Here is a 16,316-nt window from a genome sequence, read left to right on the forward strand (position 1 = left end):
GAAAATCTTTATCTTGGACAAAATATTTACTTATGAAAGAAGTGACACCGCATCAAATGGAAGAGCTTTGGGAAGAAGATCTTTTACAGCGCTATCCTGAAGAAGGAAAACCTGCCAAATCAAAGGAGGAGTTTCGGAATTACGATGATCCAAAGCGTGAAACTGTCAAGGAATTCTACAGGGTGAATCACCTACATCAAACTTATGATTTTGTGCTTGCCAAGGAGCGGGAATTTTTGAAGTTCGATAGGAAAGAAATGACACTTTGGGAGGCAGTGGAATTTTTAAATACGCTTGTTGATGATTCCGATCCTGATACGGATTTGGATCAAACGCAGCATTTGTTGCAAACCTCAGAAGCAATCCGAGCCGATGGCCATCCTGATTGGTTTGTTTTGACAGGATTTCTACATGATTTGGGAAAAGTACTTTGCCTATTTGGAGAGCCTCAATGGTGTGTGGTTGGAGATACATTTCCAGTAGGATGCAAGCACTCTGATAAGATCGTTTATCCTGAATTTTTTGATGCTAACCCAGATTCCAAAGATGGTCGATACAATACCAAATATGGAGTATATGAGCCAAATTGCGGACTGGACAATGTTCATTTGTCTTGGGGACATGATGAATATATCTACCAGATAATGAAAAATTATTTACCTGAGGAGGGCTTGGCAATGTTGCGTTACCATTCATTTTATTCACAACATCGTGAAAATGCCTACAGCCATTTGATGAATAAAGACGATCACAAGCTTTTTGAATGGGTTAATAAATTTAATCCTTATGATCTCTATTCTAAAGCGGCGGTTCCTCCCAATGTGAAGGAATTAAGACCTTATTACGAGGATTTGGCCTCTAAATTTTTGCCAGATACGCTCAAGTTTTAAAACAAAAAGCCGGGTAATTCCGGCTTTTTTTAGTTTAAGGTAAATTCGGTTTTTTATAAGTTTCTGATCCAGTCTGGAATAGGATAGACCTCTATAAGTTCTTTTTGGACAGCAGCTAATACTTCTTGACCAATTTGCAGGTATTTGTAGTCTGAAGAGGGTAATTCTCCGATTGTCAAAATAGATTGAGAGGATGAGATTGAGGTAGCTTTAATCTGGTTTCCTTCCACCCAAAGTAGGTGTTCCTTGTAGAAGCACATCCGTTGATTTGTAGTTACTGCTACTTTCTTCAAGAAATTCCCTTGGTTGTCAAAAAGGTAAATTCCATCGTTAGCAACGTTCATGAAGAGTCGATTTTTAAATTCCCGAATTTCTAAAACCTCAATTTTTTCAGCTTCTAGGATCAGGTTTAGCGGCTGGGACTGGATTACAAGATTTCTCAGATAATCTAAAGTTTTGAGACTAAGATCAGATTCATCCCAAACCCAAACTCGGTTGTTATTTCCCAAAGTTGAGGCTTTGGCCAGATTGATTTCAGCTAAGAAGAAACCCTTTTCAGCCAATTGATTCATAAATCTATCCAAGATCCGATACTCTTGTAGATCAGCAGAAAAGCTAAAAATATTGACAGTCCAGGCAGCTTCCAGCTGGTGTAATCTTGCCTGCCTAGCTGGTGAGAAAAGGTTTATCTGTTTCCCCTTTTTGCTAAATTGATAAATGTCCCCTGAAGTATTGCTGGCGAAAATCTGGTCTTTGGTGTCAAAAGAAAGCAAGTCCAAATTTGAAAGAGTGATTTTGGCTTGTGGTGATTCTAATTTATTAATCGTTTGCGCAAAAAGCTGTTGTAAGGCAAACATCAAAATTGAAAGAATCAGCAACTTCATGATTCAAAAGTTTTCAATTGAACTTCCTTTTCATCCAGTACCAAAAACGTATTTTGAGTGACCCATTCTCCCAAATTGTAATATGTCGAGTTTGGGCTTACCTCCAGCTCAAGCGGAAGATGCCTGTGACCAAAGATGTAATAATCATGATGATTTTCTTTTTCCACCTCTTTGCAATATTGCCAAAGCCACTCATTTTCTCCCAAGAAATGATTCTCGTCCTTTTCGATATTTGTAATCCTGCTATGGCCTGACCATGCATGGGCTAGTTTGATTCCTAAATCTGGATGGAACCACTTGAAAAGCCACTTTGAAAGTGGATGAACAAAGACTTTTTTGAGAAACTTATAGGACTTGTCTCCAGGGCCCAACCCATCACCATGACCAACGAGGATCTTTTTTTCAGCAGCCTTCAATACGATCGGATCAAAGAATACTGGGACGCCCAATTCTTGGGTGAAATAGTCTTTCATCCAGAGATCATGATTTCCAGTGAAAAAGTAAACTGGAATATTTTGATCCCGAAGTTGGGAGATTTTGGAAATGAAAGGGATAAAGCCCTTTGGGATCACTTCGCTGTATTCAAACCAAAAATCAAATATATCTCCAACCAAAAAGATGGCAGCTGCTTCTTTCTCGATGCTATTAAGCCAGCGGATAATTCTTCTTTCCCTTTCTTTACTTGATTTGGCATTGGGCGCTCCCAAATGAAAATCGGAAGCAAAAAATAGTTTTTTGCCATTAAGATCGATGTTCAGAGTTGAGACTTGCATGAATAAAGATAATCTGGGAATTGGGTATAAAAAAAGCCCCAATTGAAGGGGCTTCTAAATTATTGATTTTCTTCCTTCGGTTCCGTGACTGAGCTTGGTTCGTCAGAAGGTGTTGCATCTGGTTCCAAAGTTGGAGTTTCCAACTGATCGATAACAGGAACAGGAGCACTTTCTTTTTTATTAGTAAATGCCTGATAGGTTGTTTCAGTTGCGAATGGTCTCTTTCCGATCAAACGCTCTAAATCAGCTTGGAATAGAATTTCTTTTTCAAGAAGTTCCTGAGCCAATATTTCCAATTCCTTGCTTCTATGAGTCAACAATTCCTTGGTTCTGATATAAGCTTTTTGAATCAACTGTCTTACTTCTTCATCGATAGTTTCGGCAGTAGTTTCTGAATAAGGCTTTGTCATCTTATAGCCATCGCCTTTGGAATCATAGAAAGAGACGTTACCGATTTTATCATTCATACCATAAATCGATACGATAGAATATGCCATCTTAGTCACTCTTTCCAAGTCGCTTAGAGCTCCAGTAGAAATCTTTTTAAAGATTATCTCCTCTGCTGCTCTTCCGCCCAAAGTCATACACATCTCGTCGATGAGTTGTTCTGTTTGATACAAGAACTGCTCCTTTGGTAAATACTGAGCATATCCAAGTGCTGCAATTCCTCTAGGAACAATACTTACTTTGACCAATGGGTCAGCATGCTCGAGGAACCAACCTGCCACAGCGTGACCTGCTTCATGGTAAGCAACAATCTTTTTCTCTTCTGGAGAAATGATCTTATTTCTTTTTTCTAGACCTCCAATAGTTCTGTCAATTGCATCTTGGAAATCCTGCATGTCGACAGCAGTTTTATTTCTTCTTGCTGCGATCAAAGCCGCCTCATTACATACGTTGGCTATTTCTGCACCCGCAAATCCAGGAGTTTGTGCTGCCAATTTTTTAGGATCAATATCCGGACTGGTTTTGATAGGCTTCAAGTGTACTTTGAAGATTGCTTCTCTTCCAACGATATCTGGCTTGTCAATAGAAATCTGTCTGTCAAATCTACCAGCTCTCAACAAGGCGCTATCCAATACATCAGGTCTGTTTGTAGCTGCTAGGACAATAACTCCAGAGTCAGTTCCAAAACCATCCATTTCTACCAATAATGAGTTCAGCGTGTTTTCTCTCTCATCATTGCTTCCTGGCATTTGACCTTTTCCTCTTGATCTACCAATAGCATCAATTTCATCGATAAAGATGATACAAGGCGCTTTTTCTTTGGCTTGCTTAAACAAATCTCTAACTCTTGCCGCTCCGACACCTACGAACATTTCCACAAAGTCAGAACCTGAAAGTGTGAAGAAAGGCACGCCAGCTTCACCAGCAACGGCTTTTGCAAGCAAGGTTTTACCTGTTCCCGGAGGTCCTACTAGCAAAGCACCTTTTGGTATTTTACCACCAAGTTTGGTGAATTTGCCTGGGTTTTTAAGGAATTCAACGATTTCCTGAATTTCTTCTTTTGCTTCGTCAAGGCCTGCCACATTGTCAAAAGTGATTTTGACTTTGTTTTCAGCATCAAATAACTGTGCTTTTGATTTTCCAACATTGAAAATTTGTCCGCCAGGACCGGAAGGACCAGCCATTCTTCTCATCATAAACCAGAAGAAGACAAATAATAAAATCAAGAATCCAAAGCTGCTGAAGTAGCTACTCCAGTTTTCTTCAGTGGAAACTTCCAGATCAATTCGGTTTTCAGGAGCAGCTTGCTCTTTCAAAGCATCAAAATCATTTGCGAACTTATCTACTGAAGCTACCTGAAATGAATAATGTGGTCCTGAAGGATTGAAGAAAGTTGAGTTAGACTCAAGCTCTGTTTTATATTTTGGTTTGGACTGTGCAGATGGTTTTAGAGTAATGTCTACTCGTTCCATATTCTTGACCATCACGACTTTAGATACGTCGCCGGCCATATACATGTCCTCAAATTTCTTTTGGGTGATGTCAATTACTGCTGACCTCTGCTGCAACCAGGTTAGTCCTATCAGCACAATTGCTGCCGCCACAATCAGCCAAAGCTGAAAGTTTGGTTTGGGCTGAGGTGCTTTTGGTACAAATTTCTTGTTCTTATTTTTATCGCTCATCGCTTAATATGTAATTCTGTAAACTTAAGGTAAAACGGAATAGGTTAGGTAAAGTTTGAAGCATTTTAGCCGATTCGGGTAACTTTTGCGTCACCCCAAAGATCTTCTAACCCGTAAAACTCTCGCTTTTCTTTAAGGAAAATATGCGCAACAACGTTTACATAATCCATTAAAATCCAGTTTCTGCTGTTCTTTCCTTCACTTCTCCAGGGGCTGGTGTCACCAGCTTTGATGACTTCTTCTTCAATTGAATCTGAAATGGCATCTAATTGGGTGTCTGAATTACCTGAACAGATAACGAAGAAATCGGTAACGGTGTCTTTTATATGTCTTAAGTCCATCAAAATGATGTTTGAGGCTTTTTTTTCCTCCATTCCTTTGATGATAACTTGGCTCAGCTCTTCTGCTGTCATATTATTAGTTTAATTTTGGAGCTGGTTTAAATGAGTCTTTTCCAGCGAACCTAAAATTTATGTATAAAATTCTTGCCAATACCATTTTTTTGGGGAAAGATGTCCATTTCCTGCCAGACTGTCACTCAACCAATGACATTGCCTTACAGATGGTCAGGTCGGGTCAGGTCCAAGAAGGTGCTATTGTCATTTGCGGTTATCAGACAAAAGGTAAAGGTCAAAGGGGAAATAGTTGGGTTTCTGAGCCAGGAAAGAACTTAACATTTTCATTGGTTCTTAAGCCTGCTTTTTTGGATATCACTGAACAGTTTGTTTTGAATATGTGCATTTCAAATGCAATCAGAAAGGTGTTGCAGGATTATGTTCCTTATTTGACTGTGAAATGGCCAAATGACCTTGTGGTGCCGGATTTTGGAAAATTGGGAGGAATCCTAATTGAAAATGTGATCAGTAGTAAATCCTGGGAAAATGCTGTTGTCGGAATAGGTTTGAATATCAATCAGTTGGTTTTTGAAAATGAAAAAGCTACCTCACTTTCAAAAATCACTGGAAACAATTTTGACTTACAGGAGCTTTTTAGGTTGATCATCACACAAATCGAACAAAGCTACCTTCAGCTAAAAAAAGGTAAGCATAAGGAAATCAAAAATGATTATCTCAGTCATTTATATCTAAAAAATCAAATTGCCTCTTTTCGATCAGAGAATGGCGACTTTTCCGGTCAGATTACCGGAATAGATGAGCAAGGAAAACTTCTTATCGAAGATGAAACTGGGGAATTAAGGACTTTTGGTCTCAAAGAAGTTGCCTTTCTTGACTAAATCGGGATTTTAGATTCCCAAAATTATGCGGTACCTTTGCCGGAGTTTTTAAGAGAATTTAATTCGTTAACTATCAATATTATGTCAGAAACCAAGTCTGAAAAATACGTAAAGTATAAAGTAAAAGACATCTCTCTAGCGGAGTGGGGAAGAAAAGAAATTAAACTTGCTGAAGCTGAAATGCCAGGTCTAATGGCTCTTCGTGAGGAATTTGGCGCATCTAAGCCATTGAAAAATGCAAGAATCGCAGGTTGTCTACACATGACAATCCAGACTGCTGTTTTGATTGAAACTTTGGTTGAATTAGGAGCTGAAGTAACTTGGTCTTCATGTAATATTTTTTCTACTCAGGATCATGCTGCTGCTGCTATTGCTGCTGCCGGAATCTCAGTTTATGCTTGGAAAGGCATGAATGCTGAAGAATTCGATTGGTGTATTGAGCAGACGCTTTTCTTTGGAGAAGATCGTCAACCATTGAATATGATCCTTGATGATGGAGGAGATTTGACAAATATGGTTTTGGATCAATATCCTGAGTTGGTTGCTGGAATCAGAGGTCTTTCTGAAGAGACTACAACTGGTGTTCATAGATTGTATGAGCGTATGAAAAACGGTACACTTCCAATGCCTGCTATCAACGTAAACGACTCTGTTACCAAATCAAAGTTTGACAATAAGTACGGTTGTAAAGAATCATTGGTAGATGCTATCAGAAGAGCAACTGATGTAATGATGGCTGGAAAAGTTGCTGTTGTGGCTGGATACGGTGATGTTGGAAAAGGTTCTGCTGCTTCTTTGAGAGGTGCAGGAGCAAGAGTTGTTGTAACTGAAATCGATCCAATTTGTGCACTTCAAGCTGCAATGGATGGATTTGCAGTTAAGAAAATGGTTGATGCTGTAGCTGGTGCTGATATTGTGGTTACTGCAACAGGTAACAAGGATATCTTGACTGCTGAGCATTTCAAAGCAATGAAAGACAAGGCTATCGTTTGTAACATTGGTCACTTTGACAATGAAATCGATATGGCTTGGTTGAATAAAAATTATGGTCACACCAAGAACGTGATTAAGCCTCAAGTGGATCTTTATGATCTTGATGGCAAAGAAATCATCGTTTTGGCAGAAGGTAGATTGGTGAACTTGGGTTGTGCAACAGGACACCCATCATTTGTAATGTCCAATTCCTTTACCAACCAAACTTTGGCTCAATTGGAATTATGGCAAAACCACGAATCTTATCAACCAGGAGTTTATGTGTTGCCGAAGCATCTTGATGAAAAAGTTGCAGCGCTTCATTTGGCTAAATTAGGAGTGGAATTAGAAACACTTTCTCAAGAGCAAGCCGAGTATATCGGTGTGACTGTAGAAGGACCATTCAAGCCTGAATACTACAGATATTAATTTCTTTGAAGAAAAGAAAAATTAAAAGGCAGCTGTTTAGCTGCCTTTTTTTTATGGGTTTAAAAGAAGTTTTCTGCCATCGGGAAGCAAAACATTTGCAGCTACCTGACAAGAATCAACCAGCTCGTAAGTCAGTCTATGAGTAACCTGATTTGAGGATCCTCTATCAATTGTCCATATTTCTACTCCACTGACAGGATTGAGTTCATTCTGTTTAAAGCAGTTGGTTAGCATCAATCGATCCTCAGGTATTTCTATTGAGAACTCTCTTCCCGCAGCATTTCGCCCAGTCATCATTCCAGTAGAGATCAATCCAATAGAACTAGAAAGTTTCGCATTTTTTTGATGCATCAAGGAACCGGATAAAATCGAAGTCAATTCTTTTGAAGTCTTTTGGGTCATCATGTCAAAAGTCTCAGTCACGATTCCATTTTTGCTTTGTTTATAATTTCTTTCCCCGTCAATACTTGTTCCTTTGAAGGTGTAGTTTTCATAGGATTGAGTCCAGGTTCGGGTGCTATCAAGAGTTAGAGGGTATGTCAGGTTTATTTTCCCCGTCCTTTTGCCTTCATTTGACTGAGCACACTCTGTGGAAGCTAAAAATTCCAATGTAACTTTCCTGCCTTCAGTTTCTATAGAGACAATCGGGCATCCAGGCAATATGAAAGTTGAATCCATGGAAGTATATTCTTCAAAAGTCAAAAGTGAGAAGTATAAGCTTTCACTCCAAGCTGTGGAAATTTCAAACATTTGATTTGCCTCAGCTGGTAAGTCTGTACTGATTACTTTATCCGCATCGTCTTGACAGCCAAATGAGCTCAATAAAATGGCTAGGTATAAAAAGTAGTTCCTATTCATCTCTTCAAATTCAATAATTTCGAGTTTTTACCTTTTGAATCTTTCTTTCAATTACTAGGCCGAATCCCTATCTTGGCTATAAATGAATCCAAAATAGTTATGAATTATTTAGACGGTATGCTTCGAGACGGAGCATTAAAAGGGAAAAACATTCTCATTACTGGAGGTGGAACGGGCCTTGGGAGATCTATGGGAGAATATTTTTTAGAACTGGGAGCAAATCTTGTCATCACTTCTCGAAAGCAGGATGTCCTGGATCAGTCAGCAGTTGAAATGATGAATTCCAAAGGAGGAAAAGTGATTCCTATTTCTTGTGATGTTCGTGAGATTGAACAGATTGAGGGGATGTGGAAGAAAGCTACAGAGGAACTTGGACAGATCCATGTGGTATTGAATAACGCCGCTGGTAATTTCATTAGCCCAACAGAAAGACTTTCTGCCAATGCATTTTCTACTGTTTTGGATATCGTTTTAAAAGGTACATCATTGATGACTTTGACTGCGGGGAAAGATTGGATTGAAAAGAAACAAACTGGGACATTCTTGAATATTGTGACAACCTATGCATGGACAGGTTCGGGTTATGTAGTGCCTTCGGCAGCTGCAAAAGCAGGAGTTTTGGCATTGACACGATCACTAGCAGTAGAATGGGCCAAATATGGAATTCGGTCCAATGCAATAGCACCGGGGCCTTTTCCAACAGAAGGTGCTTGGAGCAGATTGTTACCAGGTGATTTGGTGAAAAAGTTTGATCCCGCCAAAAAAGTCCCTGTTGGTAGGGTAGGGGAGCATCAGGAATTGGCAAATCTTGCAGCTTATCTGGTTTCTGATTTTTCTGCCTATGTAAATGGAGAAGTTATTACCATAGATGGTGGAGAATGGATCAAAGGAGCAGGCGAATTCAATAATCTTGACCAAATACCAAAAGAGATGTGGGATATGATGGAAGTGTCAAGAGGAAAAAAAGCTTAGGCCCCAAGATCATTTGGGGCTATCTAAAATCAAAATGGAAGCTTAGGAATTCTTGAGATTGCTAAGCGAGTTCGAGTCGATTCCTTTTTCAAAATTCTTGTTTTGATTTACGGATTCTTTGATACTTTTTTTGAGAGCATGGTCTAGCTGAACAGTTTCCTTTTTGATGATATCAATGATTCTTTTTGATTCACCAGTTTGTTGTTCAGTTTCCAAAATATCTATTAATCCTAAAATATTTGCCACTCTTGCCCGCAGGGTATGAGATTGCTGAAAAGCGAGATCTCTCAAAAAGAATTGATGCTCTTTCATCCAGATATCTTGTTTCTTCTTCTCAGTGATGTCAATAATTATTCCCTGTACTTTTTTAGGGATTCGCTCTTCATTCCATTGGATTGTTCTGCCAAATGCCAATACCCATAATGTTTGATTTCTCTTGGAAACCAATCTAAATTCTTTTTTAAATGGGACACTCCCAGGAGTCTTGAAATGCTGGTTCAATTCCTGGCTTAAAAGAAAAAAATCATCTTGGTGAATATGTTTTTCCCAAGAGATCTGTTTTTTTTCTTCGATTTCTTTTTCAGAATAGCCAAGTGTTTGTGCTAATCCCGAACTAATAGAATTTACTTTTTCAAAAGGATTGAATTCCCAAAATCCCAATAATTTGTCTTCAAGCAAAGAGTCAATTAATTCAGTGGGGTTTTCATCATTATCCATGAATTCACCCAACTGAAGATTATAAGGGTGCATCACGTCAATTGGATGTCCTATACCTAAGCAGGTTCCAAAGTCCTCTGAAATGAAAAAGAATTCCCACTTTGTTTTCAAAAGATTTCCAGTGGGATAATTGATTTTTTGTAATTCAACCTTAAAGGATTGGTGATGATTTTTCCAGGCTTTTAAGCGATTATTTTCATATTTTACCCAATCAGAAGAAATAAAACAATCCGAAAAATGTAAGGGTTTTTGAGTTCTGTCAAACAAAGAAGGAACTGGCCCAATTCCGGAATCAGAGCTCAGGACAATACCTGAATTGTCCATAGTCACTTGCATAAAATATTCAGAAGTTATTGCCAGTTGACCTAAAACCTCTAATGCGTTGACATTATTCATAAATCAAATTTAAGTCAATAATAAGTTAAATTACAAAAAATATTATACAAAATACATAAAAATAGATTCAAAATGAATAACGAAGCTTTAAAACTACATAGATCCAGTTTCGGAGATCCAAAAAATATTGGAAATGTACTTTCAAAAGAGGAGGCTCTAAAGCTTTTAAATGATTGGGTCCTTAATGACAAATTGCAGGTTCATATGAAGCAGGTTGGGTTTTTAATGAAGAAATATGCCGAATCCAAAGGGTACTCAGCGGAAGTTCAGCACAAATGGTATTTGGCGGGCTTACTTCATGATGCTGATTGGGACCAGTGGCCAGACCAACATTGCAGAAAAATCATAGAAGAGCTTGAGTCAAGGAAAATCGATCCTGAAATAATCCGAGCCATTGCTTCTCATGGCCCTAGGTATTTCGGAGTGGAACCAGAAACTGAAATGGATAAAATGCTTTATGCTTTTGATGAATTAAGTGGATTTACACATGCATATTCTTTGATGCGGCCTACTGGTTATGAAGGAATGGAAGCAAAGGGAGTCAAAAAAAGGTTAAAAGATAAAACGTTCGCAGCCCAGGTAAGTAGGGAAGATATTGCGGATGCCACAGAAAAAGCAGGGATTTCTTTAGATGAATTGATACAATTTGTAATTATTCATCAAAAATTTGCGCTTTCGTTAGAGGAGTAAGTGATTTTTAAATTCTAGTTTTTAAATTATATAGATTTTTCATTCTCAATGACTTACTATGGACAAAAGATTGAGTTTTTTACTACTTACTTTTTTCTTTGCTTTTGGAGCTAAGGCACAAGAAAAAAACATTGATACCACTGCTGTACTCATTCTTGACAGAATGGGAGCTGTTTTCGGAGATCTCAAGAGCGTAGGATTTACTTCAGAAGTTTCAAAAGATGTAGCCTATTCTGATGATTTTTATATCAAGGTTTTTTCAAAAAGTGAAGTGATTATAAAGGGGCCTAATAAGTTTTCTGTAAGACATCATGGAGAAAAAAATGAGGATATCTATTCTTATGATGGAAGTCAGGTAACTTATTTTTCGTTTGCGAATAACATTTATGCAGTTGCAGATGCTCCGGATAATCTTATTGAAACCATTGATTATTTATATGAGGATTTTGGAATTGAGCTGACTACCGCAGACTTTCTTTATCCAAATTTCTCCAAGGATTTTGTAGATCAAATGGATGAGGTTTTATACTTGGGAGTGGCTCAGATAAATGGAAAAAGGGCTTTACATGTCATGGGAAGTAATGATTCGATTTCAGCTCAAATATGGGTTTCGGACGATGCTTATTTCCTTCCCATGAAAATTGTAATTACTTATTTAAGCGAAGGAGTGGCTCATCAGCATCAAACGGATTTTTCTGATTGGGCGCTCAATATGGATTACCCAGATTCAATTTTCGAATTTTTACCACCTCCTAATGCCAGACAAATCACTTGGCTGAAACAAAATTAATCCTAAAGAAAATCGATTATGAAAGCTTTTAAATTCAATTTATTCACCTTAGGATTAGGGCTATTAATGATGATAATTTCTCCTGAGGAAAGTTTGGCTCAACGAATGAGAGCAGGTGGAAGGGCGGCAGCAAGACCAGCAACAACCCGTCAAGCTCCTTCCAGACCTATGAGTAGGCCCACATCTAGACCTCAGACTTCTCAAGCCAAAAGGTCGTTTTCGAAACCGACCACCCGACAATCAAACTCAAGTTCGCGACCGACCTTAAATGGAGGCTCTTCTAGGGTGACTAACAATAGAACAAAAAACAGTAAAGTTTCCAGTATTAAAGACAATAAAGTCGGTAATAATTCAAGGAATAATATTGGAAATCGTGTCAATATCGACAACAGCAAAAATGTGAACGTTAATGTGAACAACAGAAATAACGTCAACATTAGAAATAACAATGTAAGAAACTATCGTCCTTACAGACCATATTATAGACCTTATCCAAGACCTCCTTTTATTTGGGGAGGATTTGGTTTCAGTTGGTTTAGGCCTTATTACTATCATCCCTATGCACCTTTCTATTGGGGACCAGTATGGCATCCTTGGGGATTCTTTGTCGCTACTTTGGCAGTAACGGCAATTGTGGTTTCAGTTGAAAATCAGGATTATAATTATGATGAGGGAGTCTTTTATGTAGAGACGGATGAAGGTTATGTGGTCGTGGAAGCGCCTCAAGGAGCTACTGTAAAAGTAATTCCCAAAGAATCAAAAGAGGTGGAAGTAAGTCCAACTGTAAACAATTACTACTATGGAGGTACTTTTTATGAAAAATCCGAGGGAGGTTATACAGTTGTTCCTCCTCCAGCAGGAGCTGTAGTAGATGCCTTACCTGAAGGTGGAAAAGAGGTAAAAATTGGTGACCAGACTTATGTGAAAATCGGAGACACCTATTACATGCCTGTTCAAGAAGATGGTAAAGACATGTATGAAATAGTTCAGGTAGAAGAAGTAGAAGAGTAATTATAGTCTCAAAAAATTAATAGCTCCTAATTACAGATGTAGTTAGGGGCTATTTTATTTAGACCAATTTATTCCTGGTCTTCTTCCACTTCAGAAAGTGGTCTGAAATTTCCTTCTGGTAACTGTTCTGCTACCTCATCTTTTTCATATGGAAAGACTTCCACGATTGGACTTTCTACTATGTCCGGAATTCTGAAGCTAACCAGCATATTGCTTAAGCTTTCCTGAATCCTGTCGTAGGCTTCTTTGACATCAGCAGCGGTCACAATCATGTACTGGGTTACCTTTTTTTCTTTTCCACTATCTGCATCCGCTACCAAATAACAAATCTTGCATTTGTACCAGATATCAGCATCTTCATAGTAGAAAACATCTACAATATTGCTTTTGCTCAAGTTTGTGACTTGAAAATCTCCTCTGATCTGAGATCCTAGTCGATCATAAATGATCGCTTCAGCCTCAGTGAAGGAGACAGCATCCACCATATATTGTTCAGATATGTTTTTCAACAATCCTTCTTCGTTTTCTTTAGCGTATTTTACTTTACACAAAAACCAGGTTCTCATCTTTCTTTCAATTGAATCGTGAATCTAAATCTTATCGATTGAAGAACCATAAAATTCTTATTAAAACTGGCTAAAGGTTTGTTTTAAAATTCATTAATAGATTGATTATCAAATTACTTGACCCAAAAAATAATTCATTCGATAGCATGAGTTCAAGTCAATAGAAAATGAATTGGTACAGATTTGATAAAAGCCGTAAATTAAAGCGAAATCACAGATCATGCGCGATAAAATCTGGTACAGTTTTCCAGTTCAACTTTTACTTCTTCACCTTAGAAAAAATCTTGCTCTGATCTCCATCTGGGCTTTGTTACTGGGAATCATCCTAGAAAAGTTCGGTGTAGTGCTTGGAATCCCATTTCTGTTTCTAGATCCTGAATATTTACATCAGGTTTCCTGGATCAGTTTCATGATGATGGGAATCGGATTTGCAGTTTTGACCATGGCTTTTCACATGACCACCTATATCATGGACGGAAGCCAATTCAAATTTTTGGCGGTTTTACCGAAACCATTTATCCATTTCAGTCTCAATAACTTTATTGTCCCTTTAATCTTCTATCTGATTTATTGCATCAGGTTTATCAATTTTCAATTGGGAAATGATCTTTCTTCTGAGTGGATAGTCTTGCAGTATTTCTTGGGATTTTCTGCAGGGAGTATACTTTCTTATTCATTGATTTTTGGATATTTCTCGATCACGAATAAAGATTTTTTTATCCTTTTTGCTGGGTCGGTAGATAAACGTCTTCGAAAAGTCAGACTTACCAGGGCCAATGTCATTAGCCAATACAAAGAGCTGAAAACCAAAAATGACAAGGTACTGTATTTTGTAAATATGAAGTTCAGGTTTGAAAAAGTCAGACCCGATATAGCACGATTTGAAGGTACTAAGCTTCTGAGAGTCTTTGATCAAAACCACTTAAACCTATTCCTGATACAGGTTTTTTTGATTCTTTTTGTTTTGTTTTTGGGCTTTTTCAAGGAAAAACCTGTGTTGCAATTGCCTGCAGCGATGAGTGCTACTTTGCTTTTGGCAATTTTAGTGATGTTGGTTGGGGCGGTTAGTTTTTGGCTGCGGAAATGGGCAACAGTCACAGTTATCGGGATGATTTTTCTGATGAATTATTTCTCCAATTTCTCCTTTTTAAACAGACCACATGAAGCCTTTGGCATTGACTACAATTCCAAGCCGGAATTATATAATCTGGAACGATTAAATCAATTATTGCATCCGGATACAGTAGCCAAGGACCGAAATAAGACTTTGGAAATTCTGAATAATTGGAAGTCTAAGTTTCCATTGGAAGAGAAGCCAAAAATGGTTATGGTTGCTGCCAGTGGAGGTGGTCAAAGGGCAGCTCTTTGGACTTTGCATGTTTTGCAATCTATTTATGGAATTGCCGATGGAGAAGTAATAAAGCATACTGAGCTTTTTACCGGGGCCTCTGGAGGCGTATTGGGAGAAGCATTTTTCAGGGAAATTTATTTGAGATCACAGACTGATTCCAATTTTGATCCTTTGGATCCAAAGTATTTAGATCAAATGTCTGCGGACAACCTAAACCCCATCATTTTCACACTTTTGGTGAATGACTTGCTGATTCGAAATCAATATTTCGAATACAGGGGGTACAGACACTTAAAAGACCGAGGTTTTGCTTTCGAAAACCAGTTGAATTTAAATACTGAGGGTATCATGGATAAGCCGATTGAGGCCTATAAAGAGCCTGAAACTTTGGCGAAAATACCGATGCTTCCAGTTACTTCCCTGATTACGAATGACGGAAGGAAGTTGGTGATTTCACCCAATTCCATGTCATATCTAGGTACCTCTGCCTTGGGAAAAAGCGGAGCTGATGAAAAGAAGCAATCGATAGATTTTTTGCGCTTTTTCCATGATCATGATCCAGGGAACTTGAGATTCTTATCTGCCTTGAGAATGAGCGCAACTTTCCCATTTATAACTCCAAATATTCAGCTTCCATCGGTACCTGAAATGGAAACGATGGATACTGGTCTTTCTGATAATTTTGGGATTCAGGATGCATTAAGATTCACCTACGTGTTCCAAAAGTGGATCTCAGAGAATACTTCAGGAGTGATTTTGATTACGATTCGGGATTCTGAGAAGGTGGTGGAGATTCCTCCCACAACCCCTCCTAAAATATTTGAAAAGATCTTTACACCGCTAAAAAACATCTATTCCAATTGGGATAATGTCCAGACTATTCAGAATGAAGTGTTATTTAATTACATGGATGAGTCCATGCCTTTTGATATCGATAAAATCGAATTCGAATACGCTCCCGAAAAGGTACAAGCTGGGGAATTAACAGGTAGTCAGGAAACCATGCAGCGGGCCTCGTTAAACTGGAGATTAACTGCGCGTGAAAAGAAATCGATTTTGGCCAGTATCTACACCCAAAAAAACCAGCAAAGTTTACTTAAGCTTAAAGAAATTTTCGCTCATCAAGATGCGATCCAACTCAATGATTCAATTCAATAAGCAATTCCGATTTTCTTATAAATAAAGTGCATAAGCCAGGCAGGTCCAATCAAAAGGAATTGTAGATCTTTTAGAAATGAGGGTTTTTTGCCTTCTATTTTATGCCCATAAAACTGAAATATCCAGGCTACCACAAAAATGCCGATACTGATTAGCCAAAGCTTTCCGGGAAATTCCAACTCTAGGAAATTTGCCAATGCAAGACAAAGAGCAGAAAAGAAAAACATTCCTAAGGCTAAAGGAGGAGACAAGGAAACATAATAGACCAAGACAATAAGCAAAATGAAGGTAGCCCAATTAGCAAAACCTTCTAAAAAGGGCATAAAGACTGAAATTTGCTCTGAAGGAATCGAGTAAATAAGTCCAACAATACTGAAAAAAATAGAAGGCACACAAATCCAGTGGATCAATTTATTTGTCTGGTTTTGGTGACTCATTCCATATTCCTGAAGCAGTAAATCGATTTTTCGCATCACATTTATGAGTTATTTGGGCT

16 protein-coding genes are annotated in these 16,316 nt (G+C 38.2%); 8 read left to right on the top strand and 8 right to left on the bottom strand.

Annotation, left to right across the window (positions count from 1 at the left end; genetic code table 11):
- Window positions 1-32: 32 nt before the first annotated feature.
- Window positions 33-890 carry an inositol oxygenase family protein gene (locus tag J0A69_RS08240; protein WP_206586085.1) on the top strand — a complete coding sequence of 286 codons (858 nt, stop codon included), beginning with the start codon at window positions 33-35 and terminating at the stop codon, window positions 888-890.
- 53 nt (window positions 891-943) lie between these two features.
- Here the strand turns inward: J0A69_RS08240 and J0A69_RS08245 are convergent, their stop codons facing one another.
- From J0A69_RS08245 to rsfS, 4 genes are all read right to left on the bottom strand, one after another.
- Window positions 944-1,774 (bottom strand): hypothetical protein, encoded by an 831-nt coding sequence (locus J0A69_RS08245; RefSeq protein WP_206586086.1) that lies wholly within the window; start codon window positions 1,772-1,774, stop codon window positions 944-946.
- Entirely contained in the window at window positions 1,771-2,547 is a 777-nt protein-coding gene (locus tag J0A69_RS08250) for a UDP-2,3-diacylglucosamine diphosphatase (protein ID WP_236032749.1), read from the bottom strand. Before J0A69_RS08250 ends, J0A69_RS08245 begins: the two co-directional genes overlap by 4 nt.
- 59 nt (window positions 2,548-2,606) lie before the next feature.
- On the bottom strand, window positions 2,607-4,676 hold the full coding sequence (ftsH, locus tag J0A69_RS08255; protein WP_206586087.1) for an ATP-dependent zinc metalloprotease FtsH: 2,070 nt from the start codon (window positions 4,674-4,676) through the stop codon (window positions 2,607-2,609).
- Window positions 4,677-4,741: 65 nt separating this feature from the next.
- On the bottom strand, window positions 4,742-5,089 hold the full coding sequence (gene rsfS, locus J0A69_RS08260; RefSeq protein WP_206586088.1) for a ribosome silencing factor: 348 nt from the start codon (window positions 5,087-5,089) through the stop codon (window positions 4,742-4,744).
- A 59-nt stretch (window positions 5,090-5,148) separates the two neighbouring features.
- Between rsfS and J0A69_RS08265 the strand changes: the two genes are divergently transcribed.
- The gene (locus J0A69_RS08265; RefSeq protein WP_206586089.1) at window positions 5,149-5,910 is read left to right on the top strand and encodes a biotin--[acetyl-CoA-carboxylase] ligase; all 762 of its coding nucleotides are present in this window, start codon (window positions 5,149-5,151) and stop codon (window positions 5,908-5,910) included.
- A gap of 81 nt (window positions 5,911-5,991) precedes the next feature.
- Entirely contained in the window at window positions 5,992-7,311 is a 1,320-nt protein-coding gene (gene ahcY / locus J0A69_RS08270; RefSeq protein ID WP_206586090.1) for an adenosylhomocysteinase, read from the top strand.
- A 51-nt stretch (window positions 7,312-7,362) separates the two neighbouring features.
- Here the strand turns inward: ahcY and J0A69_RS08275 are convergent, their stop codons facing one another.
- On the bottom strand, window positions 7,363-8,169 hold the full coding sequence (locus J0A69_RS08275; RefSeq protein ID WP_206586091.1) for a hypothetical protein: 807 nt from the start codon (window positions 8,167-8,169) through the stop codon (window positions 7,363-7,365).
- Window positions 8,170-8,268: 99 nt separating this feature from the next.
- Here J0A69_RS08275 and J0A69_RS08280 point away from each other — a divergent pair, with 99 nt between their 5' ends.
- Complete coding sequence (locus J0A69_RS08280) at window positions 8,269-9,141, top strand: SDR family oxidoreductase (RefSeq protein ID WP_206586092.1); 873 nt, start codon at window positions 8,269-8,271, stop codon at window positions 9,139-9,141.
- A 42-nt stretch (window positions 9,142-9,183) separates the two neighbouring features.
- On the opposite strand, the gene J0A69_RS08285 is transcribed toward J0A69_RS08280, so the two are convergent.
- Window positions 9,184-10,254 (bottom strand): PAS domain-containing protein, encoded by a 1,071-nt coding sequence (locus J0A69_RS08285; protein ID WP_206586093.1) that lies wholly within the window; start codon window positions 10,252-10,254, stop codon window positions 9,184-9,186.
- Window positions 10,255-10,326: 72 nt separating this feature from the next.
- On the opposite strand from J0A69_RS08285, the gene J0A69_RS08290 reads away from it, so the two are divergent.
- The 3 genes from J0A69_RS08290 to J0A69_RS08300 are packed head-to-tail and all read left to right on the top strand — an operon-like array spanning window position 10,327 to window position 12,745.
- Complete coding sequence (locus tag J0A69_RS08290; protein ID WP_206586094.1) at window positions 10,327-10,944, top strand: HD domain-containing protein; 618 nt, start codon at window positions 10,327-10,329, stop codon at window positions 10,942-10,944.
- Between the two features lie 58 nt (window positions 10,945-11,002).
- Window positions 11,003-11,734 carry a DUF2092 domain-containing protein gene (locus tag J0A69_RS08295; protein ID WP_206586095.1) on the top strand — a complete coding sequence of 244 codons (732 nt, stop codon included), beginning with the start codon at window positions 11,003-11,005 and terminating at the stop codon, window positions 11,732-11,734.
- A gap of 18 nt (window positions 11,735-11,752) precedes the next feature.
- The gene (locus tag J0A69_RS08300; protein WP_206586096.1) at window positions 11,753-12,745 is read left to right on the top strand and encodes a DUF6515 family protein; all 993 of its coding nucleotides are present in this window, start codon (window positions 11,753-11,755) and stop codon (window positions 12,743-12,745) included.
- 68 nt (window positions 12,746-12,813) lie between these two features.
- Here the strand turns inward: J0A69_RS08300 and J0A69_RS08305 are convergent, their stop codons facing one another.
- Complete coding sequence (locus J0A69_RS08305; RefSeq protein WP_206586097.1) at window positions 12,814-13,311, bottom strand: DUF4494 domain-containing protein; 498 nt, start codon at window positions 13,309-13,311, stop codon at window positions 12,814-12,816.
- 220 nt (window positions 13,312-13,531) lie between these two features.
- Between J0A69_RS08305 and J0A69_RS08310 the strand changes: the two genes are divergently transcribed.
- Complete coding sequence (locus J0A69_RS08310; protein WP_206586098.1) at window positions 13,532-15,820, top strand: patatin-like phospholipase family protein; 2,289 nt, start codon at window positions 13,532-13,534, stop codon at window positions 15,818-15,820.
- Here the strand turns inward: J0A69_RS08310 and J0A69_RS08315 are convergent.
- Complete coding sequence (locus J0A69_RS08315; protein WP_206586099.1) at window positions 15,814-16,293, bottom strand: Mpo1 family 2-hydroxy fatty acid dioxygenase; 480 nt, start codon at window positions 16,291-16,293, stop codon at window positions 15,814-15,816. The genes J0A69_RS08310 and J0A69_RS08315 overlap by 7 nt on opposite strands.
- Between the last annotated feature and the right edge of the window lie 23 nt (window positions 16,294-16,316).

Origin of the sequence: Algoriphagus pacificus (assembly GCF_017254845.1) — a bacterium.
GTDB lineage: Bacteria > Bacteroidota > Bacteroidia > Cytophagales > Cyclobacteriaceae > Algoriphagus > Algoriphagus pacificus.